General features: G+C 64.3%; 23 protein-coding genes, 1 riboswitch and 1 other annotated feature. Of the genes, 15 read left to right on the top strand and 8 right to left on the bottom strand.

Features of this window, described 5'->3' with window-relative positions:
• The first annotated feature begins 257 nt into the window (after nucleotides 1–257).
• Complete coding sequence (locus AC1DVR_RS10680) at nucleotides 258–1,283, top strand: LacI family DNA-binding transcriptional regulator (protein ID WP_478000547.1); 1,026 nt, start codon at nucleotides 258–260, stop codon at nucleotides 1,281–1,283.
• A 7-nt stretch (nucleotides 1,284–1,290) separates the two neighbouring features.
• Here the strand turns inward: AC1DVR_RS10680 and AC1DVR_RS10675 are convergent, their stop codons facing one another.
• Nucleotides 1,291–2,319 carry an NADP-dependent oxidoreductase gene (locus tag AC1DVR_RS10675; RefSeq protein WP_478000546.1) on the bottom strand — a complete coding sequence of 343 codons (1,029 nt, stop codon included), beginning with the start codon at nucleotides 2,317–2,319 and terminating at the stop codon, nucleotides 1,291–1,293.
• Nucleotides 2,320–2,555: 236 nt separating this feature from the next.
• Here AC1DVR_RS10675 and AC1DVR_RS10670 point away from each other — a divergent pair, with 236 nt between their 5' ends.
• From AC1DVR_RS10670 to AC1DVR_RS10655, 4 genes are read left to right on the top strand one after another with little or no spacing between them, the layout of a single operon-like run.
• Nucleotides 2,556–3,419, top strand: a complete 864-nt coding sequence (locus AC1DVR_RS10670) for an FAD binding domain-containing protein (protein ID WP_478000545.1) — start codon at nucleotides 2,556–2,558, stop codon at nucleotides 3,417–3,419.
• A complete protein-coding gene (locus AC1DVR_RS10665) occupies nucleotides 3,416–3,892 on the top strand; it encodes a (2Fe-2S)-binding protein (RefSeq protein WP_478000544.1) in 477 nt (158 codons plus the stop codon). The genes AC1DVR_RS10670 and AC1DVR_RS10665 overlap by 4 nt, the downstream gene beginning before the upstream one ends.
• Before the next feature lies 1 nt (nucleotide 3,893).
• Nucleotides 3,894–6,128: a xanthine dehydrogenase family protein molybdopterin-binding subunit gene (locus AC1DVR_RS10660; protein ID WP_478000543.1), complete on the top strand. Its 2,235-nt coding sequence runs from the start codon at nucleotides 3,894–3,896 to the stop codon at nucleotides 6,126–6,128.
• A gap of 1 nt (nucleotide 6,129) precedes the next feature.
• The gene (locus AC1DVR_RS10655; RefSeq protein WP_478000542.1) at nucleotides 6,130–6,375 is read left to right on the top strand and encodes a MoaD/ThiS family protein; all 246 of its coding nucleotides are present in this window, start codon (nucleotides 6,130–6,132) and stop codon (nucleotides 6,373–6,375) included.
• Here the strand turns inward: AC1DVR_RS10655 and AC1DVR_RS10650 are convergent.
• Nucleotides 6,372–7,862: a SulP family inorganic anion transporter gene (locus tag AC1DVR_RS10650; RefSeq protein ID WP_478000541.1), complete on the bottom strand. Its 1,491-nt coding sequence runs from the start codon at nucleotides 7,860–7,862 to the stop codon at nucleotides 6,372–6,374. The two genes, AC1DVR_RS10655 and AC1DVR_RS10650, sit on opposite strands and share 4 nt — an antisense overlap.
• A 63-nt stretch (nucleotides 7,863–7,925) precedes the next feature.
• Nucleotides 7,926–7,983 (bottom strand) — a sequence feature (sul1 is cis-regulatory element that is thought to sense ions involved in sulfur or methionine metabolism; They are found in Alphaproteobacteria).
• Between the two features lie 113 nt (nucleotides 7,984–8,096).
• Here AC1DVR_RS10650 and AC1DVR_RS10645 point away from each other — a divergent pair.
• From AC1DVR_RS10645 to AC1DVR_RS10605, 9 genes are all read left to right on the top strand, one after another.
• On the top strand, nucleotides 8,097–8,585 hold the full coding sequence (locus tag AC1DVR_RS10645; RefSeq protein ID WP_478000540.1) for a DUF2478 domain-containing protein: 489 nt from the start codon (nucleotides 8,097–8,099) through the stop codon (nucleotides 8,583–8,585).
• 86 nt (nucleotides 8,586–8,671) lie between these two features.
• Complete coding sequence (locus tag AC1DVR_RS10640) at nucleotides 8,672–9,937, top strand: flavin-containing monooxygenase (protein ID WP_478000539.1); 1,266 nt, start codon at nucleotides 8,672–8,674, stop codon at nucleotides 9,935–9,937.
• 19 nt (nucleotides 9,938–9,956) lie between these two features.
• A complete protein-coding gene (locus tag AC1DVR_RS10635) occupies nucleotides 9,957–10,373 on the top strand; it encodes a RidA family protein (RefSeq protein ID WP_478000538.1) in 417 nt (138 codons plus the stop codon).
• 1 nt (nucleotide 10,374) lies between these two features.
• Nucleotides 10,375–11,049 (top strand): DUF1028 domain-containing protein, encoded by a 675-nt coding sequence (locus tag AC1DVR_RS10630; protein ID WP_478000537.1) that lies wholly within the window; start codon nucleotides 10,375–10,377, stop codon nucleotides 11,047–11,049.
• Nucleotides 11,049–11,975 (top strand): LysR family transcriptional regulator, encoded by a 927-nt coding sequence (locus AC1DVR_RS10625; RefSeq protein WP_478000536.1) that lies wholly within the window; start codon nucleotides 11,049–11,051, stop codon nucleotides 11,973–11,975. The genes AC1DVR_RS10630 and AC1DVR_RS10625 overlap by 1 nt, the downstream gene beginning before the upstream one ends.
• 8 nt (nucleotides 11,976–11,983) lie before the next feature.
• A complete protein-coding gene (locus AC1DVR_RS10620; RefSeq protein WP_478000535.1) occupies nucleotides 11,984–14,050 on the top strand; it encodes an oxidoreductase in 2,067 nt (688 codons plus the stop codon).
• A 3-nt stretch (nucleotides 14,051–14,053) separates the two neighbouring features.
• Complete coding sequence (locus tag AC1DVR_RS10615; RefSeq protein WP_478000534.1) at nucleotides 14,054–15,619, top strand: amidohydrolase; 1,566 nt, start codon at nucleotides 14,054–14,056, stop codon at nucleotides 15,617–15,619.
• Nucleotides 15,620–15,692: 73 nt separating this feature from the next.
• Nucleotides 15,693–15,889, top strand: a riboswitch (cobalamin riboswitch).
• Nucleotides 15,890–15,984: 95 nt separating this feature from the next.
• Nucleotides 15,985–17,223 (top strand): aromatic ring-hydroxylating oxygenase subunit alpha, encoded by a 1,239-nt coding sequence (locus tag AC1DVR_RS10610; RefSeq protein ID WP_478000533.1) that lies wholly within the window; start codon nucleotides 15,985–15,987, stop codon nucleotides 17,221–17,223.
• Between the two features lie 3 nt (nucleotides 17,224–17,226).
• On the top strand, nucleotides 17,227–18,318 hold the full coding sequence (locus AC1DVR_RS10605; RefSeq protein WP_478000532.1) for an FAD-binding oxidoreductase: 1,092 nt from the start codon (nucleotides 17,227–17,229) through the stop codon (nucleotides 18,316–18,318).
• A 49-nt stretch (nucleotides 18,319–18,367) separates the two neighbouring features.
• Here AC1DVR_RS10605 and AC1DVR_RS10600 read toward each other — a convergent pair whose 3' ends face one another.
• Both AC1DVR_RS10600 and AC1DVR_RS10595 read right to left on the bottom strand, forming a co-directional pair.
• Nucleotides 18,368–19,033: a response regulator gene (locus AC1DVR_RS10600; protein ID WP_478000531.1), complete on the bottom strand. Its 666-nt coding sequence runs from the start codon at nucleotides 19,031–19,033 to the stop codon at nucleotides 18,368–18,370.
• 140 nt (nucleotides 19,034–19,173) lie between these two features.
• Nucleotides 19,174–19,899: a sensor histidine kinase gene (locus tag AC1DVR_RS10595; protein WP_478000530.1), complete on the bottom strand. Its 726-nt coding sequence runs from the start codon at nucleotides 19,897–19,899 to the stop codon at nucleotides 19,174–19,176.
• Nucleotides 19,900–20,107: 208 nt separating this feature from the next.
• Between AC1DVR_RS10595 and AC1DVR_RS10590 the strand changes: the two genes are divergently transcribed.
• Entirely contained in the window at nucleotides 20,108–20,788 is a 681-nt protein-coding gene (locus tag AC1DVR_RS10590; RefSeq protein WP_478000529.1) for a response regulator, read from the top strand.
• A 6-nt stretch (nucleotides 20,789–20,794) separates the two neighbouring features.
• Here AC1DVR_RS10590 and AC1DVR_RS10585 read toward each other — a convergent pair whose 3' ends face one another.
• Genes AC1DVR_RS10585 through AC1DVR_RS10570 form a run of 4 tightly spaced genes read right to left on the bottom strand, consistent with a single transcriptional unit; the run spans nucleotide 20,795 to nucleotide 23,461 of the window.
• Nucleotides 20,795–21,208, bottom strand: a complete 414-nt coding sequence (locus AC1DVR_RS10585) for a response regulator (RefSeq protein WP_478000528.1) — start codon at nucleotides 21,206–21,208, stop codon at nucleotides 20,795–20,797.
• The gene (locus AC1DVR_RS10580) at nucleotides 21,205–22,419 is read right to left on the bottom strand and encodes a sensor histidine kinase (RefSeq protein WP_478000527.1); all 1,215 of its coding nucleotides are present in this window, start codon (nucleotides 22,417–22,419) and stop codon (nucleotides 21,205–21,207) included. The genes AC1DVR_RS10585 and AC1DVR_RS10580 overlap by 4 nt, the downstream gene beginning before the upstream one ends.
• On the bottom strand, nucleotides 22,419–23,057 hold the full coding sequence (locus tag AC1DVR_RS10575; RefSeq protein WP_478000526.1) for a SpoIIE family protein phosphatase: 639 nt from the start codon (nucleotides 23,055–23,057) through the stop codon (nucleotides 22,419–22,421). The genes AC1DVR_RS10580 and AC1DVR_RS10575 overlap by 1 nt, the downstream gene beginning before the upstream one ends.
• Nucleotides 23,045–23,461 carry an anti-sigma regulatory factor gene (locus AC1DVR_RS10570; RefSeq protein WP_478000525.1) on the bottom strand — a complete coding sequence of 139 codons (417 nt, stop codon included), beginning with the start codon at nucleotides 23,459–23,461 and terminating at the stop codon, nucleotides 23,045–23,047. Before AC1DVR_RS10570 ends, AC1DVR_RS10575 begins: the two co-directional genes overlap by 13 nt.
• Between the last annotated feature and the right edge of the window lie 2 nt (nucleotides 23,462–23,463).

Genomic DNA, 23,463 nt, shown 5'->3' with positions numbered 1-23,463 from the left:
TTCAACACATCAAGTCAACATCATAAAATTGCACATCCCGTATCTGACATGCCAGTTTTGGGTGAAATCACCTCACGAATGTTCAAAATATCGAGGAAATCCGCCCACTTCCGGATATTGGCAGGGTCAGAATACCTCAATCTCATATTGAGAACATCAAAATACATCATTTACAGCCTGCCGATTCGATGGCACACCGAAGGCAGGCCAAGCCCGGCCAAAGCGCTTCGAAGATCGGCAGGATGACGAAACCCCATATGCCCCCGCCTCGCGTGACCCTTCAGGACGTGGCCCGCGCGGCCGGCGTCTCTCCTGCTACGGTGGACCGGGTGCTGAACGGCCGCGACGGAGTGCGCGCCCGCACGCGCGAGGTGGTGATCGGCACGGCGCAACGGATGGGTTATATCGCAGGTCCCGCAGATACTCCCGAGTCCGAAGCGGCGCTGCGGCTGGTATTCCTGCTTCCGGCGGGCACCAATGCCTTCATCAACACCCTGCACCGCCAGATCGAGTTGGCCGCCGCCACCCGGCCGGAACTTGCCGTCACGGTGGAGCGGATAGAAGGGTTCAATCCGCTGACGCTGGCCGCGCGGCTTCTGGCCCTGCAAAGCGTGGCGCAGGGTGTAGGGCTGATCGCGCAGGACCACCCCCTGGTGCGCGAGGCGATCCGCAGCCTGGCGCAGGCCGGGGTTCCGGTTATCACCCTCGCCTCCGACATCCAAAGCGTGCCGCGTCTGGCCTATGTCGGCATCGACAACCGGCAGGCCGGGCGTCTGGCGGGGCTTCTGATGGGGCGGCTTTTGCCCAAGGGGCAAAGGTCAAAGGTGGCGCTGTTTGCAGGCTCCCTCTCCTACCGTGGCCATGAAGAGCGCGAGATGGGCTTTCGCCACATCCTGCGCGAGGAGTTCCCCGAAGTGCAGATCCTGGAGCTGCGCGAGATCATGGATGACCGCGAAAGGGCCATGTCAGAGACGTTTTCGCTTCTGGACCAGCACCCCGACCTGGCGGCGATCTACAACGTCGGCGGCGGCACTTCGGGCATTGCGGCGGCCCTGAAGGGACGCGGGGCAGAGCATAGCGTCGTTCTGATCGGCCATGAGGCAACCGAAAGCACCAAGCGGTTGCTCTTGGATGGCACGGTCGATGCCGTGATCGACCAGAACCCGCGGGTCGAGGCGCGCGAGGCCCTGAACCTCTTGACCGCCGCCCTGCAGGGCAGGCCCTATACTTATATCCCGCCGCGCCTGCAGCTGATCCTGAAGGAAAACCTGCCGGACGAATAAGGCGGGATCAGCCGACCTTGACCACTAGCTTGCCGAAGTTGGCGCCCTTGAGCAGGCCGAAGAAGGCTTCCGGCGCGTTCTCCAGCCCTTCGACGACCTGTTCGCGGTAGTGCATCTGGCCCTTGGCGATCCATTCGGTCATCGCGGCGGCGAAGGTCGGGTAAAGCGGGCCGAAGTCGAGGAAGATGATGAAGCCGCGCAGGGTCAGCCGGCGGCGCAGGATCATGCTCATCAGCATCGGCACGCGGTCCGGGCCTTCGGGCAGGGCGGAGGCGCTGTATTGCGAGATGAGGCCGCAGACCGGAATCCGCCCGCCGGGGTTCATCAGGGGCAGAACCGCATCCAGAACCGCGCCGCCGACGCTTTCGAAATAGATGTCGATGCCCTTTGGGGCGGCCGCCTTCAGACGGGCCGCCATGTCGAGTGCCTTGTGGTCGATGCAGGCATCAAAGCCCAGTTCCTGCACCGCATAGGCGCATTTCTCGGGCCCGCCCGCCACGCCGATCACCCGCAATCCCATCAGCTTGCCGATCTGTCCAACCACGGCGCCCACCGCCCCGGTGGCGGCGCCGACGCACAGGGTCTCGCCCGGTTTCGGCTGGCCGATCTGGGTCAGACCGGCCCAGGCAGTGAAACCCGGCATGCCCAGAATCCCCAGGGCCCAGGACGGCGATTTCGGGTCACGCCCCATGTTCACCACTTCGCGGCCATCCGACAGGGCATAATCCTGCCAGCCATTGGAACTCAGCACCAGATCGCCGGGGCGGAAACCCGGCAGGTCCGAGGTCACCACCTCGGCCACCGTGCCGCCGACCATCGGCTGGCCGACCTCGACCGGCGCGGCATAGGAGGGCGCATCGCTCATCCTGCCGCGCATATAGGGGTCCAGCGAAAGATAGATGGTGCGCAACAGCATCTGGCCCGGGCCGGCCACGGGGACGGCCGCTGTCTCCATCCGCAAGGTTTGCGCATCGGGCTCGCCCTTGGGGCGGGAGGCGAGGACAAGACGGCGGTTCACAGCGGGGCTTTGCGGCATCGGGAGGACTCCTGTCAGGGACACTTTCGCTGCTTGCAGGGGCAAGATCGGCGGGCGCAGAAAATATTTCATCCGCATTAGTCTGTTTACGGCAATTCCGTTCCGGGAGCGACCTGCCATTTCAACCCCGCCAGAAGCATGGCTTGAAACGGCGCAAGATTGGAGCTTAACCTAGGGCTGCCGGTGCAGACCCCATTTCCTGCGCCCCAAAGTTTCAGCCGACGGACAGGTCAATCATGAAATATATGACAGCACAGACTGCAAGGGCGGCCGCGCAGGCGATCGCCGCAGAGCCCGGCTCCGCCCGGGTTCTGGCGGGCGGCACCGATCTTCTGGTGCAGATGAAGGCGGGCAACCTGCAGGTGGACCTGCTGGTCGACATCAAGAAGATCCCCGGCATCCGCGAGATCACGCCCGAGGCGGGCGGTTTCCGCATCGGCGCTGCCGTGGCCAATTCCGAGCTGCGCGAACATCCCGAGGTTTGCGCGCTCTGGCCCGGCGTGGTCGAGGCGGCAGGCCTGATCGGATCGACCCAGGTGCAGGGCCGCTGCACCATGGCGGGCAACCTCTGCAACGGCTCCCCCGCGGGCGATTCGGTGCCGGCACTGGCCGCCGCGGGCGCCATCCTGCGCATCGAAGGCCCCGACGGCACCCGTGACGCCGAAGTGATGGAAATCCCGACCGGCCCCGGCAAAACCTCGCTGAAGAAGGGCGAGATCGTCACCTCGATCCTGCTGCCCGCACGCCCGGCGCATTCGGGTGACGCCTATCTGCGCTTCATCCCGCGCACCGAGATGGACATCGCCGTGGCCTCCGCCGCCGTCAGCCTGACGCTCGACGCTTCCGGCACCGTCACCGCCGCCCGCGTGGCTTTGGGCGCTGTGGCCGCGACCGTACAACTGGTCGAGGCGGCTGCCACGGCCATCATCGGCACCAAGCTGGACGATGCGGCGCTTGCCGCTCTGACCACGGCTTGCGAAGCGGCCTGCAAACCCATTGATGACAAGCGCGGCACCATCGCGTTCCGCACCAGCACGGCCGGCGTTCTGGCCCGCCGCGCTGCCAAAATCGCCTATGCCCGCGCCGGAGGTTCCAAATGAAGTCGACCCACGTTTCCACCACGATCAACGGCGATCCCGTCGAGTTCATCTGTACCCCTGACGAACCCCTGCTGGACGTGCTGCGCAACCGCCTGCACCTGACCGGCGCGAAAGAGGGCTGCGGCACCGGCGACTGCGGCGCCTGTTCGGTCACCGTGAATGGCCGTCTGGTCTGCTCCTGCCTCGTCCTCGGGGTCGAGGTGCAGGATGCCCAGATCACCACGATCGAAGGCATGGCCAAGGGTGACGAGTTGCACCCCTTGCAACGCGCCTTCATCGACGGTGCGGCCCTGCAATGCGGCATCTGCACTCCCGGCATTCTGGTCGCGGCCAAGGCGCTTCTGGAAAAAAACGCCAGCCCGACCGACGAGGAAGTGCGCTACTGGCTGGCGGGCAACCTGTGCCGCTGCACCGGATATGACAAGATCATCGCTGCCGTTCAGGTGGCTGCTGCCGAAATGAGGGGGGCATAATATGGCGCTCGACCAACCGAAACGCGAATTCCGCTATGTCGGCACCCGTCCGAACCGCCCTGATGGTGTGGACAAGGTGACCGGCCGCGCCCAATATGGCGCCGACTTCACCGCGCCCGGCATGCTGACCGCCGCGATCCTGCGCTCACCCCATGCCCATGCGCGGATCGTGTCGATAGACACCTCCGCCGCCGAAGCCATCCCCGGCGTACGCGCCGTGGTGACCGGCGCCGATTTCGCCCGCCCCGAGGATGATTTCCTGCGCGATGTGCAGGAAAACTGCATGGCCCGCGATGTCGCCCTCTATGATGGCCATGCGGTTGCCGCCGTCGCAGCAACCTCTCCCGCCATTGCCAAGGCCGCGCTGAAGGCGATCAAGGTCACCTATGAGGCGCTGCCCCATGTGATCGACGTGGACGAGGCAATGAAGCCCGGCGCTCCGGTCGTGCAATCGGGCCGCGCGATGGAGAATGTGCCCACCGGCATGTCCGAGAACGTGACCCATACCTGCGAATTCGGCCATGGCGATGTCGCCGCCGGTTTCGCCAAGGCCGATCTGGTGGTGGAGCGCAGCTTCAAGACCGCAGCCACCCATCAGGGCTATATCGAGCCGCACGCCTGCCTCGCCTCGGTCACCGCCGATGGCAAGGCGGATCTGTGGTGCTGCACCCAGGGCCATTTCTTCGTCCGCACCCTTTGCTCGGCCATGTTGGGGATGGAGGCGAGCCAGTTGCGCGTCACCGCTTCCGAAATCGGCGGCGGTTTCGGCGGCAAGACCACCGTCTTCATCGAGCCGGTGGCGCTGGCCCTGTCGAAGAAGGCCGGGCGCCCTGTGAAGGCCGTGATGACGCGGGACGAGGTGTTCCGCGCCACCGGGCCGACGGTCTCCACCTCAATGGACATCAAGATCGGCATGACCAAGGATGGCCGCATCACGGCGGGCGAGGGTCGCCTGCGCTATTCCGGCGGCGCTTTCCCGAACACCACCGTCGACATGGGGGCGCAGGCCGGCTTTGCCGCCTATGACCTCGAGGCGGTGCATACCCTCGGCTGGAACGCGATGACCAACCGCCCGAAAGAGGCCGCCTATCGCGCCCCGGGCGCCCCGCAGGCGATTTACGCGGTCGAAAGCGTGGTGGACGAACTGTGCCAGAAGCTGGGGCTTGACCCCTTGGCCACCCGCCTGAAGAATGCGGCCAAGAAGGGGACGCTCTCCTCCTACGGCCCGACCTTCAACGAAATCGGCCTGGTCGCGACGCTGGAGGCCGCCAAGGCCCACCCGCATTACACAGCACCCCTCGGGCCGAACCAAGGGCGCGGCCTGTCCTGCGGCTTCTGGTTCAACTTCGGCGGCAACACCTGCGTGTCCCTCAACGTCAACACCGATGGCACCGTGGGCGTGACCGAGGGTAACCCCGACATCGGCGGCTCGCGCGCCTCGATCAGCCTGATGGCGGCGGAAGAGCTGGGGATTCCCTACGACAACATCCGCACCATCGTCGCCGACACCAACTCGCTTGGCTATAACGATGTGACCGATGGCAGCCGCGTAACCTTTGCGGTCGGTCTGGCCACGATCAAGGCCGCCCGCGATGCCGTGAAGAAAATGAAGGCGCGTGCCGCGAAGTTCTGGGGCATCGACGAAGACGCCGTGGATTGGGTCGATGGCGCCGCCGTGCCCGCTGGCCCGAACGCGGGCAAGTTCCCGCCCTTGACGCTCGCCGAGATTGCCGCCACCTCGCCGCAGACCGGCGGGCCGATCGCCGGCCATTACGAGACCAACGTCGACGGCGCGGGCGTCTCCTTCGGCGTTCACCTCGTCGATGTCGAGGTGGACCCGGAAACCGGCTTCACCAAGATCCTGCGCTACACGATCTTCCAGGATGCCGGCAAAGCGGTCCACCCCGATTACGTCGAGGGCCAGATGCAGGGCGGCGCCGTGCAAGGCATCGGCTGGGCGCTGAACGAGGAGTATATCTACGGCAAGGACGGGCGTCTGCAAAACCCGGGCTTCCTGGATTACCGCATCCCGGTCGCCTCGGACCTGCCCAAGATCGAGACGGTGATTCTGGAAATCCCGAACCCCGGCCACCCCTACGGTGTGCGCGGTGTCGGCGAGACCCCGATCGTCCCACCGCTGGCTGCCATCGCCAACGCCGTCTCCCGTGCCGCCGGCGTGCGTCTGACCGAACTGCCGATGTCGCCGCCGCGCATTCTGAAAGCGATGAAGGGTTAAGATGGTCAAGGTCAAGCTTTGGGGGTCTTTGCGCCACTGGACCGACGGGCAATCCGTCGTCGAGGTGGAGGCCACGACCTTCAAGCAACTGCTTGACCGACTGTCCGAAACCTACCCCGGCCTCGCGCCGCAAATCCGGCGCGGGGTCTCGATGTCACTGGATGGGGTGATCTACCGCGAAGCCTGGTTTCAAGAGATCAAACCAGACTCCGAGGTCGTCCTCATGCCCTTCATGCAGGGCGGTTAGTGCACCGGCAGCTTGTCGAGCGCCCCCGGTTTGTCATGCAACGCCAACTTATCCACAATGGTCTCTGACGCGGCATTCATGCCCACAACCTTCACCACCGCGCCCGCGCGACGGAACTTGAGCACGGCCGTATCCAGCGCCTGCACCGAGGATATGTCCCAGATATGCGCCGCCGAGACGTCGATCACGACGCGTTCCAAAGCCTCCTTGAAGTCGAAGGCATTGCGGAAATCCTCGACCGAGGCGTAGAACATCTGCCCCGCCACCCGATAGGTGCGCTGCGTCCCATCGGAGCTGAGGGTTGAGGTGACCTTGAACAACTGCGCAATCTTGGCGGCAAAGAAGATGCCCGACAGCAGCACCCCCAACAGCACCCCGATGGCAAGGTTATGGGTATAGACCACCGCCGCCACCGTCGCGAGCATCACGACGGAAGACGAGGCCGGATGCGTCCTGAGGTTCCCGATCGAGGCCCAGGAAAACGTCCCAAGGCTGACCATGATCATGATCGCAACCAAGGCCGGCATCGGAATCTGGCTGACCCATTTGCCCAAGACCACGCAGAAGATCAGCAGCATCACCCCGGCAAAGCCACAAGACAACCGCCCGCGCCCGCCGGATTTCACGTTGATCATGCTCTGCCCGATCATCGCACAGCCCGCCATGCCGCCGATAAACCCGGTCGCCGCATTGGCAAGGCCCTGCCCGATACACTCCTGATTGCGGCTCGACTTGGTGTCGGTCACCTCATCCACCAGATTTTGCGTCATCAGGCTTTCCAAGAGGCCAACGATGGCCACGGCGAGGGAATAGGGGAAGATGATCTGCAACGTCTCGAACGTGAAGGGGATCTGCGGGATCAGGAAGACCGGCAAAGTGTCCGGCAAGGCCCCCATATCGCCCACCGTCCGCACATCCAGCCCAAAGCCCAGGGTCAGCGCGGTCAGCACAACGATGGTAACAAGCGGCGATGGCACCGCTTTGGTGACATAGGGAAACAGGTAGATGATCGCGAGGCCGGCCGCCACCAGCACATAGGTCAGCATCGGCACCCGGGCAGGGTCAAGCTCGGGCAGCTGCGCCATGAAGATCAGGATGGCCAGCGCATTCACAAACCCCGTCATCACCGATTTCGAGACATAGCGCATCACGAAGCCCAGCCGCAAAAGCCCAAGGCCAATCTGCAAAAGCCCCGCCAGAACCGTGGCGGCCAGCAAGTATTGCAGCCCGTGGTCTTTGACGAGCGTCACCATCAAGACCGCCGTCGCAGCCGTCGCAGCCGAAATCATCCCCGGCCTGCCGCCCGCAAAGGCCGTGATGACGGCAATCGAGAATGAGGCGTAAAGCCCCACCTTCGGGTCGACGCCTGCGATGATTGAAAAGGCAATCGCCTCGGGGATCAGGGCAAGGGCCACCACGAGGCCGGAGAGCAGATCGGCTCTGATATTGCCGAACCACTGGTTTTTGTAGGTTTCCAAAGAGATCATGTCTATCCGTTCCAGACCGATCGCGCCCCGCGAGGTCGCGTCGAAAGCTGAGGTTTGTCTGACGGTGGTCCGGCGGATCGGCGGCCGGAAGAGCCAGCCGGGGGTCGCACCCGGCTCCATGTTGCTGACCGTTCGCTTAACGGCCTCGGCCAGCAAAGCCAACCGTCTTTCGACCGTTGCCCCTTTTCCCCACCCGGATTTTCGGCGCATGATGCCGCAAAGCGGGAGAATGCCTTGAACCTACGCTATGTCAGCTTGGCCGGTCGCGGCCAGACCGATGCCTGCCTGACCGAAGCCGTGCGGCTGATGCAGGCCGCCGGGTTGCGGCTGGCGGGAACCTTCGCGCTGGAATTGGATGACCCCACCTGTGACATGCAGTTGCAGATCCTGCCCGATGGCCCGGTCATCCGCATCAACCAGAACCTCGGCCGTGCGGCGCGGGGTTGCCGTTTGGACGGTGGCGCGCTGGAGCAGGCAGTGATGGAGGTCGCCACCCGCACCGAAGGCGCGCAATTGCTGGTGGTGAACAAGTTCGGCAAGCTCGAATCCGCCGGTCGCGGCTATGTGCCGCTGATCTCCGACGCGCTGGAGAAGGGCGTGCCGGTGCTGATCGGCGTCAACACCCTCAACCTGCCCGAACTTTTGGCCTTTGCGGGTGATCTGGCCGAGGCGCTCCCAGGCGATCCGCGGGCGATTGCGGATTGGGCCTTAGCCTCCACCTAATCAAGGCTGAGATTTTCTGTTCTTTGCTTTAAGCAAGACCTGCGGCACTCTGTCCGGATTGCGGGGTACGAGGACGGGATCAGGACATGGTTGTTGAAAAGGTAGAGGCGCTGGTGGTCGGCGCGGGTCAGGCCGGCGTGGCGATGAGCGAGCATCTCTCGCGCTGCGGCATTGGCCATCTTGTGCTGGAACGGAGCCGCATTGCCGAGCGCTGGCGCTCGGAACGCTGGGATTCGCTGGTGGCCAACGGCCCGGCCTGGCATGACCGCTTTCCGGGGATGGAATATGCCGAAACCGCCCCCGACGCCTTTCCGGGCAAGGAACAGGTCGCCGATTACTTCGTTTCCTATGCCGAGAAAATCGCCGCCCCGATCCGCTGTGGCGTGGCCGTGACCAAGGTCACGCGGCTTGACGGCAAGCCCGGCTTTCGCGTCGAAACCTCTGAAGGCGTGGTCGAGGCCGACTATGTCGTGGCCGCCACCGGCGCCTTTCAACACCCGGTGATGCCCAAACTGGTGCCCGCCCAGCCCGGGCTGATGCAGCTGCATTCCAGCGCCTATCGCAACCCCGCCCAATTGCCCGAAGGCGCGGTGCTGGTCGTCGGCGCCGGCTCCTCCGGTGCGCAGATCGCGGCGGAGCTGCAAGAGGCCGGGCGCAAGGTCTATCTCTCGGTCGGCCCGCACGGCCGCCCGCCGCGCAGCTACCGCGGCCGCGATTTCGTCTGGTGGCTCGGGGTCCTCAACAAATGGGACCTCGAATATGTCCCCGGATCGGACCATGTGACCATCGCCGTCAGCGGCGCCAATGGCGGCCGCACGGTAGATTTCCGCAAGCTGGCAGTAGGCGGCATGACCCTTTTGGGCCGTGCAGAGACATATCAGGACGGCACCCTCACCTTCGCCGCCGACCTTGCCGCCAATGTGGCCAAGGGCGATGCCGACTACCTTTCCGTACTGGACGAGGCCGACGCCTTCGCCACCCGCAACGGCCTCGACCTGCCGCTGGAGCCTGAAGCCCGTGTGATCGGCCCCGATCCGGAGTGTCTGACCCATCCGATCCTGGCGCTGAACCTTGCCGAAGCCGGGATCACCTCGATCATCTGGGCAACCGGCTTCACCCAGGATTTCAGCTGGCTTGAGGTTGATGCCTTCCACCCCAACGGCAAACCCCGTCACCAGCGCGGCGTCTCCTCCGAGCCGGGGATCTATTTCCTCGGCCTGCCCTACCAGTCGCGGCGCGGGTCGTCCTTCATCTGGGGCGTCTGGCACGATGCCAAGCACGTCGCCGACCATATTGCCAAACAGCACGGCTATCTGGCCTATAAAGGCCCGGGCAAGCCCGTCACCGCCTGAAGCCCTTCCGGAGAGAAACATGGCCCACCAACGCATCCGCCCCTTCAACACCAAAGTCACCTATCCCGAGCAGAACCTCGACAATGACCTGGCCCATGCCGTGGTCACCCGCGGCGGCCGCACCGTCTGGTTCCGCGGCGCCTGCCCGCAGGATCTGGACACCGCGGTCAACCTCGGCAGCCACGATCCGGCCGAACAGACCCACAAGGTGATGCAGAACATCAAGCAGGTGATCGAAGAAGCCGGCGGCAAGATGGAGCATCTGGTCAAGCTGGTGGTCTATCTGACCGATGTCCGCCACCGTGAACCAGTGTATCGCACGATGGGCGAGTATATCAAAGGCGTCCATCCAGTCTGCACCGGCCTGACCGTTGTGGCGCTGGCCCGGCCCGACTGGCTGGTCGAGATCGACGCCACCGCTGTGATCCCGGATTGAGATGACCTTCTCCATCGTCGCGCGTTGCGCTGAAACCGGGCTGTTCGGCATGGCCATCTCCTCCTCCTCCCCCGCCGTGGCGGCGCGCTGCGCCTATGCGCGGGCCGGGGTGGGGGCCGCTGCCAGCCAGAACATCACCAACCCCGCCTTGGGCGATCTGATGCTGGATCTTCTGGGCTCTGGCCTCTCCGCTCCCGAAGCGGTGGCTGAAGCGGTCGCCCGTGAGAAATTCCCGGAATACCGGCAGCTTCTCTGCGTCGATGCCCAAGGCCGCACCGCCACTTGGTCAGGCCAGAACGCTCTCGGCATCTGGGGCGCGGCAGAGGGTGCGGGCGTGGCCGCAGGCGGCAACCTGCTCGCAGACAAAGCCATTCCCGCCGAAATGGTGACTGTTTTTGAAGAGACCACGGGCCATATCGGCGACCGGCTTCTCGCCGCGATGCAGGCTGCGCTGGCCCTTGGCGGCGAGGCGGGGCCGGTCCATTCGGCGGGCCTTCTGATCGTCGGCACCCACCCCTGGCCCCTCGCCGAGCTGCGCTGCGATTGGGAGGAGGGCGACCCCATCGCCCATATCGCCCGCGCCTGGGAGGTCTACAAGCCGCAGATGGAGGCCTACCAGACCCGGGCGCTGGATCCGCGCGCGGCGCCGTCTTACGGCGTTCCGGGCGAAAAATAGTGGCCCTCCGCCTGACCCTGCGCCAGCTTGAATACCTCGTGGCCGTGGGTCAGGCGGGGTCGATCACCCTCGCTGCCGAACGGCTCAGCGTCTCGGCCCCCTCGATCTCGACCGCCATCGCCCAGCTGGAGGCCGAGTTCGGCCTGCCCCTCTTCGTGCGCAAGCACGCCCATGGCATGTCGCCCAGCCAGGCCGGGCGCGAGATGATCCGCGAGGCCGCCCAGACCCTCGCCGCCGCCGCCCGCCTGACCGAACTGGCCGCACAGTATCGCGGCACGGTGATGGGGCGGCTGAACGTCGGCTGCCTGCTGACCTTTGCCCAGATCCTCTTGCCGCAACTGCGCCGCAGCTTCATCGACCGCTATCCCGCCGTGGAGTTCCGCCAGAGCGAAACCCATCAAGCCGCCCTGATCGAAGGCCTGCGCGACGCCTCTCTGGATGTGGCCCTGACCTACGATCTTTCCCTGCCCGCCGATCTGGAGTTTGTCTCCCTCGCCACCCTTCCGCCCTTCGTCATGCTGCCCGCGAGCCACCCGTTGGCGCCGGCGAAATCCCTCTCGGTTGGCGATCTGGCGGAGCTCCCCTTCGTCCTGCTCGACCTGCCCCTGTCGGGCGAATATTTCCTGTCCTTCTTCGAAAAAGCGGCTCTAAGACCGCGGATTGTGGAGCGGAGCCGGGATATGGCCGTGGTGCAATCCCTCGTCGCCAACGACTTCGGCTATTCCATCATCAACTTTCGGCCCCTGACCAACCTCGCCCCCGATGGCAAGAAACTCGCCTTCGTGCCGCTGACCGGCAAGGTGCAGCCGATGCGGATGGGGCTGCTTTGCGCGCCGGGCAGCCGCGCGTCGTTGACCATCAGCGCCTTCATCGACCATGCCGAAACCGACTTGCAGAGCCTCCTGCCCGACCTGATCTTGCGATAGGACACCCGATGCGCGATCCCCGCTATGACATCCTGTTCCAGCCTCTGGCCATCGGCCCGCTGACCGCACCGAACCGTTTTTACCAGGTGCCGCATTGCAACGGCGGCGGCTACCGCGACCCTTCCGCCGCCGCCGCGATGCGCGGCATCAAGGCCGAGGGCGGCTGGGGCGTCATCTTCACCGAACAGACCGAGATGCACCACACCTCGGAGATCACCCCCTTCATCGAACTGCGCCTGTGGGAGGACAAGGACATCCCCTCCATCGCCAAGATGGCGGCGGCGATGAAGACCCATGGCGCGCTGGCCGGCATCCAGCTGGCCTATTCCGGCATCAACGGCCCGAACATGTACACCAAGGAGGTGCCGCTGGCGCCCTCCGCGCTGCCGATCCGCACCTTCACCAATGACCCGGTGCAGGCCCGCGCGATGGACAAGACCGATATCAGGAACCTGCGCCGCTGGTTCGTGAACGCCGCCAGGCGCAGCAAATTGGCCGGCTTCGACCTGATCTGCCTGTATGGCGCGCATGGTTTTGGCATCTTCCAGCACTTCCTTTCCCGGGCGACCAACCAGCGGAGCGACGAATACGGCGGCAGTCTGGAAAACCGCTCGCGCTTTGCCCGCGAAGTGATTGCCGACATGCGGGATGCGGTGGGTGACACCATGGCGCTGACGCTGCGGGTCTCGCTGGACGAGACCATCGGCACCCTTGGGTTTTCCAATGCCGAGGTTCGCGATTTCGTCTCTATGAACGCCGAATTGCCCGATTTGTGGGACCTGGCGATGGGGACGTGGGAGGATTGTTCCGGCCCCTCGCGCTTCAAGGAAGAGGCGGCGCAAGAGGCCTGGGTGACCGGCATTCGCGAATTGTCACCGCGCCCGGTGGTGGGCGTCGGGCGCTTCACCTCGCCCGATGTGATGGCACGGATGATCAGGTCGGGGCGGCTGGATTTCATTGGTTGCGCGCGGCCCTCGATCGCCGATCCTTTCATCCCGAGGAAGATCGACGAAGGCCGCGTTGAAGACATCCGCGAATGCATCGGCTGCAACATCTGCATCACCGGCGACATGACGCAAGGCATGGGCCGCTGCACCCAGAACCCGACCTGGATGGAGGAATGGCGCCGCGGCTGGCATCCGGAGAAGATCGCGACCAAGGGCGCCAGCGAGACGGTGCTGATTATCGGCTCCGGTCCCGCGGGGCTGGAGGCAGCGCGGGCGGCGGCCCTGCGCGGCTATGAAGTGGCGGTGGCCGAGGCGCGCGAGGACTTTGGTGGCCGCGTGTCACGCGAACGCCTGCTTCCGGGCCTTTCCGCCTGGGGTCGCGTGGCGGATTATCGGCTGTTTCAGCTGAAACAGAGACAGAATGTGCAGCTCTACCCCGGCTCCAAACTGACCGCCGAGGAGGTTCTGGAGTTCGGCTTCCAACATGTCTGTGTGGCCACCGGGTCCACTTGGCGGGCCGATGGCGTGGCGCGCCAGCATGTCGTGGCGATGCCGATCGACGCCGCCATGCCGGTTTTCACGCCTGATGATCTGATGATGGGCCGCCTGCCCAAGGGCGAAGTCGTGATCTATGACGACGACCACTACTACATGGGCGGCGTTCTGGCCGAGCTTTGCGCGCAGGAAGGCTGTCAGGTGACACTCATCACCCCCTCGGCCTTTGTGTCGGACTGGACGGCGAATACACTGGAGCAGGCATCGATCCATCGACGGTTGGCGGGGCTTGGCGTCAGGATCGTGCTCAATACCGGGGTGACGGCGGTGCAGGCGGGCGGTGTGGCGACCAATTGCACCTATACCGGCGCGCCCGGCATCGTGGAGTGTGATGCGGTCGTGCTGGTGACCTCGCGGCTGTCGGAGGATGCGCTCTATCTGGCGCTGAAGGCGCGGGAGGCTGATTGGGCAGACGCGGGCGTCCGCTCGGTCAAGGTGATCGGCGATGCGGCGGCCCCTGCCCCCATCGCCTGGGCGACCTTCGCCGGCCACCGTTATGCGCGCGAGCTGGACGAGGCCAATATCGGCGACGCAATGCCCTTCCGCCGCGAAGTCACCAGGCTGGAAGATTAGGCCATGTCAGAGCCACACATCCTGCCCGGCTTGCGGTTCTTCGGGCAGAACGGCAGCCATGATCTGACCATTCAAGATGGGCTGATCACCGACATCAGCGCGGCACAGGGCGCCGGCACTCTGACCCTGCCCGCCTTCCGCGACGGTCATTTGCACCTGTTCCCCGGTGGCGTGGCACTGGAGCAGGTGAACCTCGCCCATGTCCATGACGCCGATTCCCTGCGCGTCGCCCTGTTGCCGCAGGCCCAGGCCTTGCCTGAGGGGGAGCTTCTTTGCGCCTATGCCGCGAATTACGACCTTTTGGGTGCCAACCGCCCCGACCGCCACGCGCTGGATGCCATCCTGCCCGACCAGCCCCTATGCATTGCCGCGACCGATTTCCATTGCGCCTGGGCCAATACCGCGGCCCTGCACCTCGCGGGCATCCTGAACGGCGCCGACGCGGGACCCGGCTCGGAGGTTGTGATGGGGCCGGACGGGCTTGCCACCGGCGAGCTTCGCGAGTTTGCCGCGATGAACCTGGTGCGCAATCTTGCCCCCTCGGGCGGGCGTGAGGTGCTGGGACTGTCGGGGTTGGAGCCGGAGGCCGTCACCCCAGCCCAGCGCGCCAGAGACAAGGCGACGCTGACTCGCGCCATCGATGAATGCTTGCGCCACGGCATCACCTCGGTCGTCAACATGGACGGCAACCTTTACCTTGCCGATCTTCTGACCGAGATGGCGGGCGAGGGCCTGCCGCTGGACATCAGTCTGCCGATGACCCTCGTTCCGGGGCAGAGCGACACGCGCCGCCGCGCGCTGATGGATTGCGCACGACGCGCGCCGGTCGGCAGGCTCAGCTTCGGTCGGGTCAAGATGTTCATGGATGGGGTTTTCGACACCTGGACCGCCTTTCGCACCGATGATTACCCGGACCGCCCCGGCTTCCGGTCCGCCCCCCTCTTCACGCCCGAGGAGTTTGCCCGCAACTGCATCGAGGCCGACGCGCTTGGCCTCAGCATCGCCACCCATGCGGTGGGCGATGGCGCGGTACGTGCGACACTGGATGGCTACGAGGCGGCGGCGAAGGCCAATGGCAGCCGCATTGGCCACCAGATCGAGCATATCGACATGATCCACAAGGACGACCTGCCCCGGCTGGCGGCACTGGGCGTCGTGGCCTCGATGCAGCCGGTGCATCCGCCGGGCCTTGCCGGGTTGCCGCTGGAGCCGACCATTACCATCATGTCGCCCGACCGCTGGGGTGATACCTTTGCTTGGAAAGCGATCGCGGCGCTTGGTGTGAACCTGGTCTTCGGCACCGACTGGCCGGTCTCGCCCCTGTCACCCTTCCACGCGCTGCATTGCGCCTTGTCGCGCCAGCCCTGGGCACCGGGCGTGCCCGATCAGCGGATTCCTCTGGCCGCGGCGCTGGCCGCCTATACCCTAGGCCGCAAAATCGCCATCGGCGCGCCCGCCGACCTGATTCTGCTGGAGGGCGACCTCGCCGATCTCGCCCATGACCCGCAGGCCTGCAGGATTCTCCGCGTGATCAGCCGGGGTCAGCAGGTCTGGCCGCCTGCAATTTGAGCCCGCTTGGGGCCCGCGTCTCCGCCGCGCATTGGCATGTCGCAAATGATCTATCCGGTCCGCCTGCGACATGCTCTAAAGGCCGGGCAAGGTGCCATCGGCGACGGTGGAGAATTGGGAAGCCGGTGCGAAGCCGGCGCTGCCCCCGCAACGGTGACGGAAAAAGCGGCGTGACGGGAGGCCACTGAAGCTCGCTTCGGGAAGGTGTCGCGCCGGGACTGCAAAGTCCTGATCCGCAGCCCGGAAACCAGCCTTGCACCAGACGTCACGCCCAAGGGCGGTTGGCGGCGCGGGAGGACGCGTTGCCGGTCGGCTCTATTCCACAATCGTTCCGCGCGGGGAGGCGCGGACCACAAAGGTGCAACATGCTGAAGACCGCCGAAATCCGCGCCGAACTCGATGCGCGCCGCCCCAATTACTCGCTGACCCGGGCGCTTTACTGCGACGAAGGGGTCTTTGAGGCCGATCTGGAGCAGATCTTTTACCGCGAATGGCTGTTCGCCGTGCCCGCAGCCGAAGTGGCCAAGACCGGCGCCTTTGCGACGCTGCAAGTCGGCGCCTATCCGGTGGTGATCACCCGAGGCAACGACGGCATGGTGCGCGCCTTCCACAACGTCTGCCGCCACCGTGGCCAGCGGCTCTGCGCCAAGGACAGCGGCAGCACGCCGAAGCTGGTCTGCCCCTATCACCAGTGGACCTATGACCTTGACGGCAAACTGCTTTACGCCCGCGACATGCAAGAGGGCTTCGACCCTTCGGCCCATGGCCTGAAGAAGGTGCATTGCGTCGATCTGGGCGGGATGATCTTCATCTGCCTCGCGCAGGTGCCGCCGCCGATCGCCGATCTGGCCAAGGTGATGATGACCTACCTCGCACCTTCGGGCCTCAAGGATGCCAAGGTCGCCTATTCCTCGACCATCGTGGAAAAGGGCAACTGGAAGCTGGTCCTGGAAAACAACCGCGAGTGCTATCACTGCGGCGGCTCGCACCCCTCGCTGTGCCGGACCTATTCCGACAATCCCCGCATGACCGCGATGGAGGGGCCGGACAGCGCCTCGCCCGACATCCTTGCCCATTGGACGCGGTGTGAAGCGGCTGGTCTGCCCTCGCGCTTCGTCAACCATCCCGACATGCAATGGCGTCTGGCGCGGATTCCGCTGCTGAACAACGCCGAAAGCTACACGATGGACACCAAGGCCGCCGTATCGAAAAAGATGGGCAAGATGCCCTTCAATGACGCCGGCAGCCTGTTGTTCTTCCACTATCCCAACACCTGGAACCACTTCCTCGGCGATCACGCGATCACCTTTCGCGTGCTGCCGATTTCCGCCACCGAGACTCAGGTCACCACTTTCTGGCTGGTCCACAAGGATGCGGTCGAGGGCGCGGATTACGACGTCAAGAACCTGACCGAGGTCTGGATCAACACCAATGACGAAGACCGCGTCGTGGTTGAGGAAAATCAGAAGGGCATCCTGTCGCCCGCCTACGAACCCGGCCCCTATTCCACCATTCAGGAAGAAGGTGTCATCCAGTTCGTCGATTGGTATTGTGGTGTGATGGGCCAGCGTCTGGCCCCAACACCTGCGATGGCTGCGGAGTAAATCATGGCGAAGTCCCGTCTGAACTGGTCCGTCGAACCCTGGAACGATTCCGAGCTTTTGGAATGCGCGATGATCGTGCCAGAGAATGACGATACCGCCTCCTTCACCTTCCGCGCGCCTTCGGGCGCGTGGTTTGACTATCAGCCGGGGCAGTTCATCACGCTGGATCTGCCGGTGGACCCCGCCAAGGGGCCCGCTGGCAACGTGCAGCGGACTTATACGATCTCGTCCTCACCCTCGCGGCCGCTGTCGATCTCGATCACGGTGAAGGCGCAAAGCACCTCGATCGGGACGCGCTGGATGCTGGACCATCTGAAGCCGGGGATGAAGATCCGCGCCTTTGGTCCGGCGGGGATTTTCAGCTTCCACCGCCATCCGGCGAAGAAGTACCTGTTCATCTCGGCCGGGTCGGGCATCACGCCGATGATGTCGATGACGACCTGGGCCTGGGATTCGGGCGAAATGCCGGACATCGTTTTTGTCCACGCCGCGCGCCGCCCGTCGGAGATCATCTTCCGCGAAAGGCTGGAGCAGTTCGCCAACCGCGTCCCCGGCTTGCAATTGCGCTTCACGGTTGAAGAGCCCGATCCCTTCCGCGCCTGGCCCGGGTTCAAGGGGCGCCTCAGCCAGATCATGCTGGGCCTGATGGCGCCGGATTATCTGGACCGCGAGGTCTTCTGCTGCGGTCCCGAACCCTTCATGCATGCCGTGCGCGAGATGTTGCAGAGCATCGGCTATGACATGACGCGCTATCATCAGGAAAGCTTCGGCCTGGCCGTGGCGACCGAGGCCGATGCCCCGGTGCTGGATGACGTGATCCCCGAAGAGGGCGCCAAGGCCGAGATCACCTTCGCCACCAGCGGTGTCACCACCGCCTGTGGCGAGACCGATACCGTACTGGCCGTGGCGAAACGGTCGGGCCTCAACATCCCGTCGGGCTGCACCTTTGGCCTTTGCGGCACCTGCAAGGTCAAGAAGCTGTCGGGCGAGGTTCATATGGTCCACAACGGCGGCATCTCGGACGAGGATGTTGCGGACGGCTACATTCTGGCCTGCTGTTCCAACCCGATGGGCAAGGTTTCCGTCGCGGTGTGAGGTGGCAAGGGCGGGGTCTGTCCCCGCCCTTCATCCTGTGAATTTCAGCTCAGCGAAACTCGAACGTATCCGCCTGCTCGAAATCGACCAGGAACTGGGCAATCTCGGGACTGGCCTGCAGACCCCAGCCGACGCCGACCATGCGCGCCATGGCCTCCAGCCCCTCTTGCATCGGTTTGCGCAGGATGTCGCGGATCGCCGGATCCTCGACCGCAAGCTGCAGCAGGTGGCGCATGTCGTCGAGCCCGAGATCCAGCCGCGGCCGGTCGAAATAGCGCGAGAACTGGCGTGAGGTGTTGAGCGCGCTCAACACGGCGCCCCGCAGGGATTGCGGCGAAATATCCGATTTCACGATGAAATCCTGAAATCCCTTTTTCATCGCCGAAACCGCAACCCTCTGGTCCGCCTGACCGGAGATCATGATGGCCACCGAATCCGCCTGCCCGCGGTGGTTGCGGATCATCTCCAACGCGGCGAGGCCGTCCGCCTCTGGCAACATGTAGTCGATCAGGAACAGATCAAAGCTTTGCCGGTCCATGCATTCGCGCAGCACTGCGACCGAGCCCGCCTCCTCGAAGTTCATCTTCAGGTCCAACCCGTCGCCCATTCGCCGGATGCGCTTGCGGTCAAAGCTGCTGTCATCCAGCACCAAAGTCCGGATGACCGGCAATTGTGAGCCCATTCCGGAGGACCACCCCGCTGAATGTTCATTCATCTAACCCGCTCCCACTTGGTCGTACGGCATGGCCAAGCTTGCTAGAAAGGCACCTTCCAAATGGTAAACTTTTTGGACGCCGTGACAGGATCTTTAGGCATGAGACGATACAAAATTCGTTCAATCCTTAGGGGTTCCACCTAGTCCGGAAACCTCAGGTCAAAGCAGACACCACGCCCGTCGGCGCGGTCAACCCAGGTCAGGCTGCCGCCGTAAAGCTGCAGGATCTTGCGCAGATGGGCGAGGCCCATACCGCTGCCCTCAACCTCATCCCGCGATCGCAGCGTGGTCATCGCGCGAAAGATGCGCTCGCGGTAGATCGGGTCCACGCCGGGGCCATCGTCGCCAAAATGCAGAACAGTGGTGCCCGCCTCGCTGCGCGAGGTCAGGGTGATGCAGCTGGTCCGCGCGTCGCGGTGCCGGACCGCGTTGGAGATCAGCGCGGTCAGCAGGGTCAGCAGATCCCGTTCACCCATCCAGAGCGACGGGGTCCGCAGGTCCACGTCGATCCGGATGCCGGGGGGGATGTGCAACTCCTGACAAACCTGGTCAATCGCCTCGGCCAGATCCAGCTTGCGGACGTCCTGCATCCGCCCGATCCGCGAATGGACCAGCAAATCGTTCAGCATCCGGTCGAGCCGCATCGTATGGGTGTTCATCAGGCCGATGTTTTCGGCCAGAGACCCCTCGATCCGATGCCCGCCCTCGACCAGATCCTCGGCGATCCATTGCGGCACCTCGATCAGCGCGCGCACCGAATTGCGTACGTCATGGCTGATCATATAGATGAAATCCTCGTAATCCCGCGAGGGCCCGTCCGGCAGGCTGGGCTGAGCGGGTGTGCCCGGTTCAACATGAACGTTCACAGATCACCTCTTGCTTGGTTTTCCGCATCTAACCCCGAATGTAGCTACGAAGCCCTTAACACAGAAAATTCTTATGGTTTTCTGTTGCTTCGCCTTCGGGTTGCCGTCGCATTTTAAGGATTGGCCGCAGTTCCGCCCCAAAGCCTTAACGAAGGCGCAAGGGCGCGCGCCTACAAAGCGGGAGGAATGGAACCTTTGGGAGGATGTGATGCACAGTGCAGCAGCGGCGATAGACCAGTCCAAATCCCGGCGGGCGGTGACCGGGCAGCCGATCAACGCCCTGATCCTCGATGACAGCAAGTTCGACCGGCAACGCATCCGCCGGATGACCCGCGAGTCGGGCCTGCCGATCTATCTGGACGAGGTGACCTCGATCGACGGGCTCCGCGCCCTGCTGGACGAGGATGAGTTCGATGTGATCCTGCTCGATTACCGGCTGAACGCCGGCGACGGGATTGAGGCGCTGGAAATGGTGCGCACCCATCCCCGGAATGCGCTGTGCCCGACGATCATGGTCTCGGGCGTGGCCGATCCCGATGTTGCCATCCGCGCGATGCGGCTGGGCTGTTCGGATTACCTCGCCAAAAGCCATATCGACGCCGACAGCCTGAAAGAGGCCGTCGTCGGCGCCATCGAAAAGGCTGGCGTGATGCGGGGCAGCGAAAAGCGCAAGAGCGAGATGATGCAGGCTCTGGTGAAGGCGGTACTGGCTCAGGTCCGCGAAAGCCTGCAACCGGAAATGGCCGCCATGGCGCGCGCGATCCGTGACCTGCGCGCGCAGATGGACCACCCCGATCTGGATCTGGAGCCCGCGCTGGACGGGCTGGAAACGCGGGCCCTGGCCATGTGGTCGCTGCTGTCGCGTCTGGTACAGAACCGACAGAACTGACCCCCCTCATCCTGCCATCTCGCGCAGGATTTCGGCGACCTCCTCCAGATGCTCACGCGTCAGCGGCTTGTTGATGAACCGCCGTACCACCGAATAGGAGGCGGCGCGTTCGCGGTCGCTCCGCTCTAGCGAAGTGGTCAGCATGACCACGACGATCCGGGCAAATTCCTCGCCCAGGGTCCGGGTCGCCGCCTCAAGGAATTCAAAGCCGTTCATCCGCGGCATGTTGATATCGAGGAAGATCACATCAATCGGCTTGCTGTCGGCAGAGGCCAGATAGGCCAGCGCCTCATCGGCATAGAGAAAGGAAATCACCTCGCCCACCAGACCGGAGCGGGTGATAACCCGTTGATAAAGCTTCTGATCGAAGCTTTCGTCGTCAATCAGCATGACAGTTTCGATGAGGGGAATCGGGGTCATTCCGGATACCTGTTGAGCATGACGGTGAAGCTGCTGCCCACACCGGGTTGAGATTTGACGCGGATGTCGCCGCCAAGATTGCCGGCGATACGTTTGCAAAGTGCGAGGCCGATCCCGCTGCCGCGATAGGCGCTGTGGGTGTGAAGCCGCTGGAAAAGGCCGAAGATCCGGTCGAAATGCTCCGCCGCGATGCCGATGCCGTTGTCCGTGATCGTGATCAGCACCCGGTGCCCCGAAATCGCCTTGCGTGAGATCACGACCTTCGGCTCGCGGTCGGGATGGCGGAACTTGAACGCATTGGAGATCAGGTTCTGAAACAGCAACTTGACCTGCATCGGATCGCCGAGGACCGACGGCAGCGCCGCGACCTTCAGATCGACGTTCGCCTGCAGCATGTCATAGCGCAGATCAGCGATGATCTCGGGAAGAAGTTCATTCATGTCAACGCGTTGAAAGGGATTTTGGTTGTCGAGGCAGCGCGAGTAGGACAGCACGTCATCGACCAGCCGCGCCATGCGGGCCGTCGTCTGGCGCGCCAGATCCAGCAGCTCCAGCCCGTCGGCATCCAGCGCCCCCGCGTAGCCGATCTGGAACTCGTTGATCAGCATCGCGATGGTATTCGAGGGCGACTTCAGGTCGTGCGAGATCGCATAGGTGAACTCCGCCTGCTCGCGGTTGGTCTGGCGCAATTGCTCCAGGGTTTTTTCGACATCGCGCGCCTTCGCCTGCAACTCTTGCGTGCGTGTCAGGACCTGGGCGTCCAGATTGTCGCGCTCGGCGGCGAGTTCGGCCGATTTCACCCGCAGCTCCTCCTCGATCCGCTTGCGGTCGGTGATCTCCTTTTGCAGAAGCGGCACGGCGTTCTGATAGCCCTGCAAGGCCATGTCGTAGACCGAGATGAACTCCAGCACGAAGGTCTCGACCCGGTCGCGGGCATCGGGCGACTGGCGCAGGACGCTGGCGATGGTGGAGACGGCCCCGAGGTGGAAGGCCAGGTATTCCGACAGCTGCACCCCCCGGGTCAGCGCCTCTCGTGCCAGCTCGTAGGCCAGCATCAGGTTGATTTCACTGCCATCCTGCACAAAGCCCCGCAGCGCCGCGCGGTAGCGGGCGCGCAGGCGATCATGCCGCCGGTCGCGTGTGGCCTTTGTCCGCCCGGCGGTCAGGGCAACGTGTTCGGCGGGGCCGTCTATGATGAAATTGACCAGCATCACCCGGCGACCACCGCGATCGCCAGCACAAGACAATCGTCGGTCCGGCTGCCGTAGTCCTGAAGGGTGCGGGCGGCGATCTCTTCCGCCGTCCGGTACATCCGCGCGCCCACGATATAGTTGCGCGCCACGCCATCGGTCGTCATCGCCAGGGTATCGCCCGGCTGCAACAGATGAGACTTCAGCGCGACACCGGAGAAGCTGACCCCCAGAGTCCCCGAAATCTGCAATATCCCGGCATAGCGCACCCGCTTGCCCTCACGCTCGCGCATCAGGATGCCGTCGACATCGCCCACCGCGGCCCAGGTCATCACGCCACTTTCGACATCGACCGAGACCACGGCGAGGGCCGCGCCACGGCCACCGCGAAGCTGCTCGTGGCACCGGCGAAATTCGGATTCAAGTTGATCCGACGCGGACTCGACGCTGGAAAGACAGTGCGAAACGGCACGCGCCGCCTCTGCCCCACTGCCGGAGCCGTCTGCCACGGCAAAGAGAAGACGATCGGCCTGTCGCAGGATCGTATAGCCATCGCCGCTTGGCTGACCCTCGTGTTTCGCGCGGGCCTGGACCGACCAGTGGAGCACGAAACCGCACTGGCCGAGGTCAATCCTGCCGCCTGCCTTCATCGGATCCATTTGATGACGGCCACCTTGACTCCTTTGCCGGGCTCGGAGGCGATGTGAAATTCGTCGACCATCCGGCGGGTGCCAGGCAGGCCCAATCCCAGCGATTTGCCTGTCGAGAACCCATCCGTGAGCGCGGCTTCCAGATCGGGGATTCCGGGACCCTCGTCGCTGGCGATGATTTGCAGCCCGCGTTTTCGCCCGCGGACGAGTTCGGACATCTCGATCCGCCCGACCTTGGCGTAATTCACGATGTTGCGGGCAAGTTCGGAGATTGCGGTGGCGATCAGGGCCTGGTCGGGGCGACCAAAACCGATGTCATCGGCCAGCTGGCGCCCCAATTGTCGGGCGGCCACGACATCCGCATCCGACAAGACCTTGCACCCTGTCGTGCGAGAGATGATCGGCAGGTTCAAGA

Source organism: Rhodobacter sp. P2_H5 (genome assembly GCF_056403335.1).
This window is presented reverse-complemented; position numbering and strand designations above follow the sequence as displayed.

Bases quoted from the DNA above. Each gene is read 5' to 3' on its own strand.
- AC1DVR_RS10575 (WP_478000526.1), bottom strand. From the start codon at position 23,057: ATGGATCCGATGAAGGCAGGCGGCAGGATTGACCTCGGCCAGTGCGGT.
- AC1DVR_RS10615 (WP_478000534.1), top strand. From the start codon at position 14,054: ATGTCAGAGCCACACATCCTGCCCGGCTTGCGGTTCTTCGGGCAGAAC.
- AC1DVR_RS10680 (WP_478000547.1), top strand. From the start codon at position 258: ATGCCCCCGCCTCGCGTGACCCTTCAGGACGTGGCCCGCGCGGCCGGC.
- AC1DVR_RS10585 (WP_478000528.1), bottom strand. From the start codon at position 21,208: ATGACCCCGATTCCCCTCATCGAAACTGTCATGCTGATTGACGACGAA.
- AC1DVR_RS10635 (WP_478000538.1), top strand. From the start codon at position 9,957: ATGGCCCACCAACGCATCCGCCCCTTCAACACCAAAGTCACCTATCCC.
- AC1DVR_RS10670 (WP_478000545.1), top strand. From the start codon at position 2,556: ATGAAATATATGACAGCACAGACTGCAAGGGCGGCCGCGCAGGCGATC.
- AC1DVR_RS10580 (WP_478000527.1), bottom strand. From the start codon at position 22,419: ATGCTGGTCAATTTCATCATAGACGGCCCCGCCGAACACGTTGCCCTG.
- AC1DVR_RS10605 (WP_478000532.1), top strand. From the start codon at position 17,227: ATGGCGAAGTCCCGTCTGAACTGGTCCGTCGAACCCTGGAACGATTCC.
- AC1DVR_RS10590 (WP_478000529.1), top strand. From the start codon at position 20,108: ATGCACAGTGCAGCAGCGGCGATAGACCAGTCCAAATCCCGGCGGGCG.
- AC1DVR_RS10630 (WP_478000537.1), top strand. From the start codon at position 10,375: ATGACCTTCTCCATCGTCGCGCGTTGCGCTGAAACCGGGCTGTTCGGC.
- AC1DVR_RS10620 (WP_478000535.1), top strand. From the start codon at position 11,984: ATGCGCGATCCCCGCTATGACATCCTGTTCCAGCCTCTGGCCATCGGC.
- AC1DVR_RS10640 (WP_478000539.1), top strand. From the start codon at position 8,672: ATGGTTGTTGAAAAGGTAGAGGCGCTGGTGGTCGGCGCGGGTCAGGCC.
- AC1DVR_RS10665 (WP_478000544.1), top strand. From the start codon at position 3,416: ATGAAGTCGACCCACGTTTCCACCACGATCAACGGCGATCCCGTCGAG.
- AC1DVR_RS10610 (WP_478000533.1), top strand. From the start codon at position 15,985: ATGCTGAAGACCGCCGAAATCCGCGCCGAACTCGATGCGCGCCGCCCC.
- AC1DVR_RS10650 (WP_478000541.1), bottom strand. From the start codon at position 7,862: ATGATCTCTTTGGAAACCTACAAAAACCAGTGGTTCGGCAATATCAGA.
- AC1DVR_RS10600 (WP_478000531.1), bottom strand. From the start codon at position 19,033: ATGAATGAACATTCAGCGGGGTGGTCCTCCGGAATGGGCTCACAATTG.
- AC1DVR_RS10660 (WP_478000543.1), top strand. From the start codon at position 3,894: ATGGCGCTCGACCAACCGAAACGCGAATTCCGCTATGTCGGCACCCGT.
- AC1DVR_RS10675 (WP_478000546.1), bottom strand. From the start codon at position 2,319: ATGCCGCAAAGCCCCGCTGTGAACCGCCGTCTTGTCCTCGCCTCCCGC.
- AC1DVR_RS10655 (WP_478000542.1), top strand. From the start codon at position 6,130: ATGGTCAAGGTCAAGCTTTGGGGGTCTTTGCGCCACTGGACCGACGGG.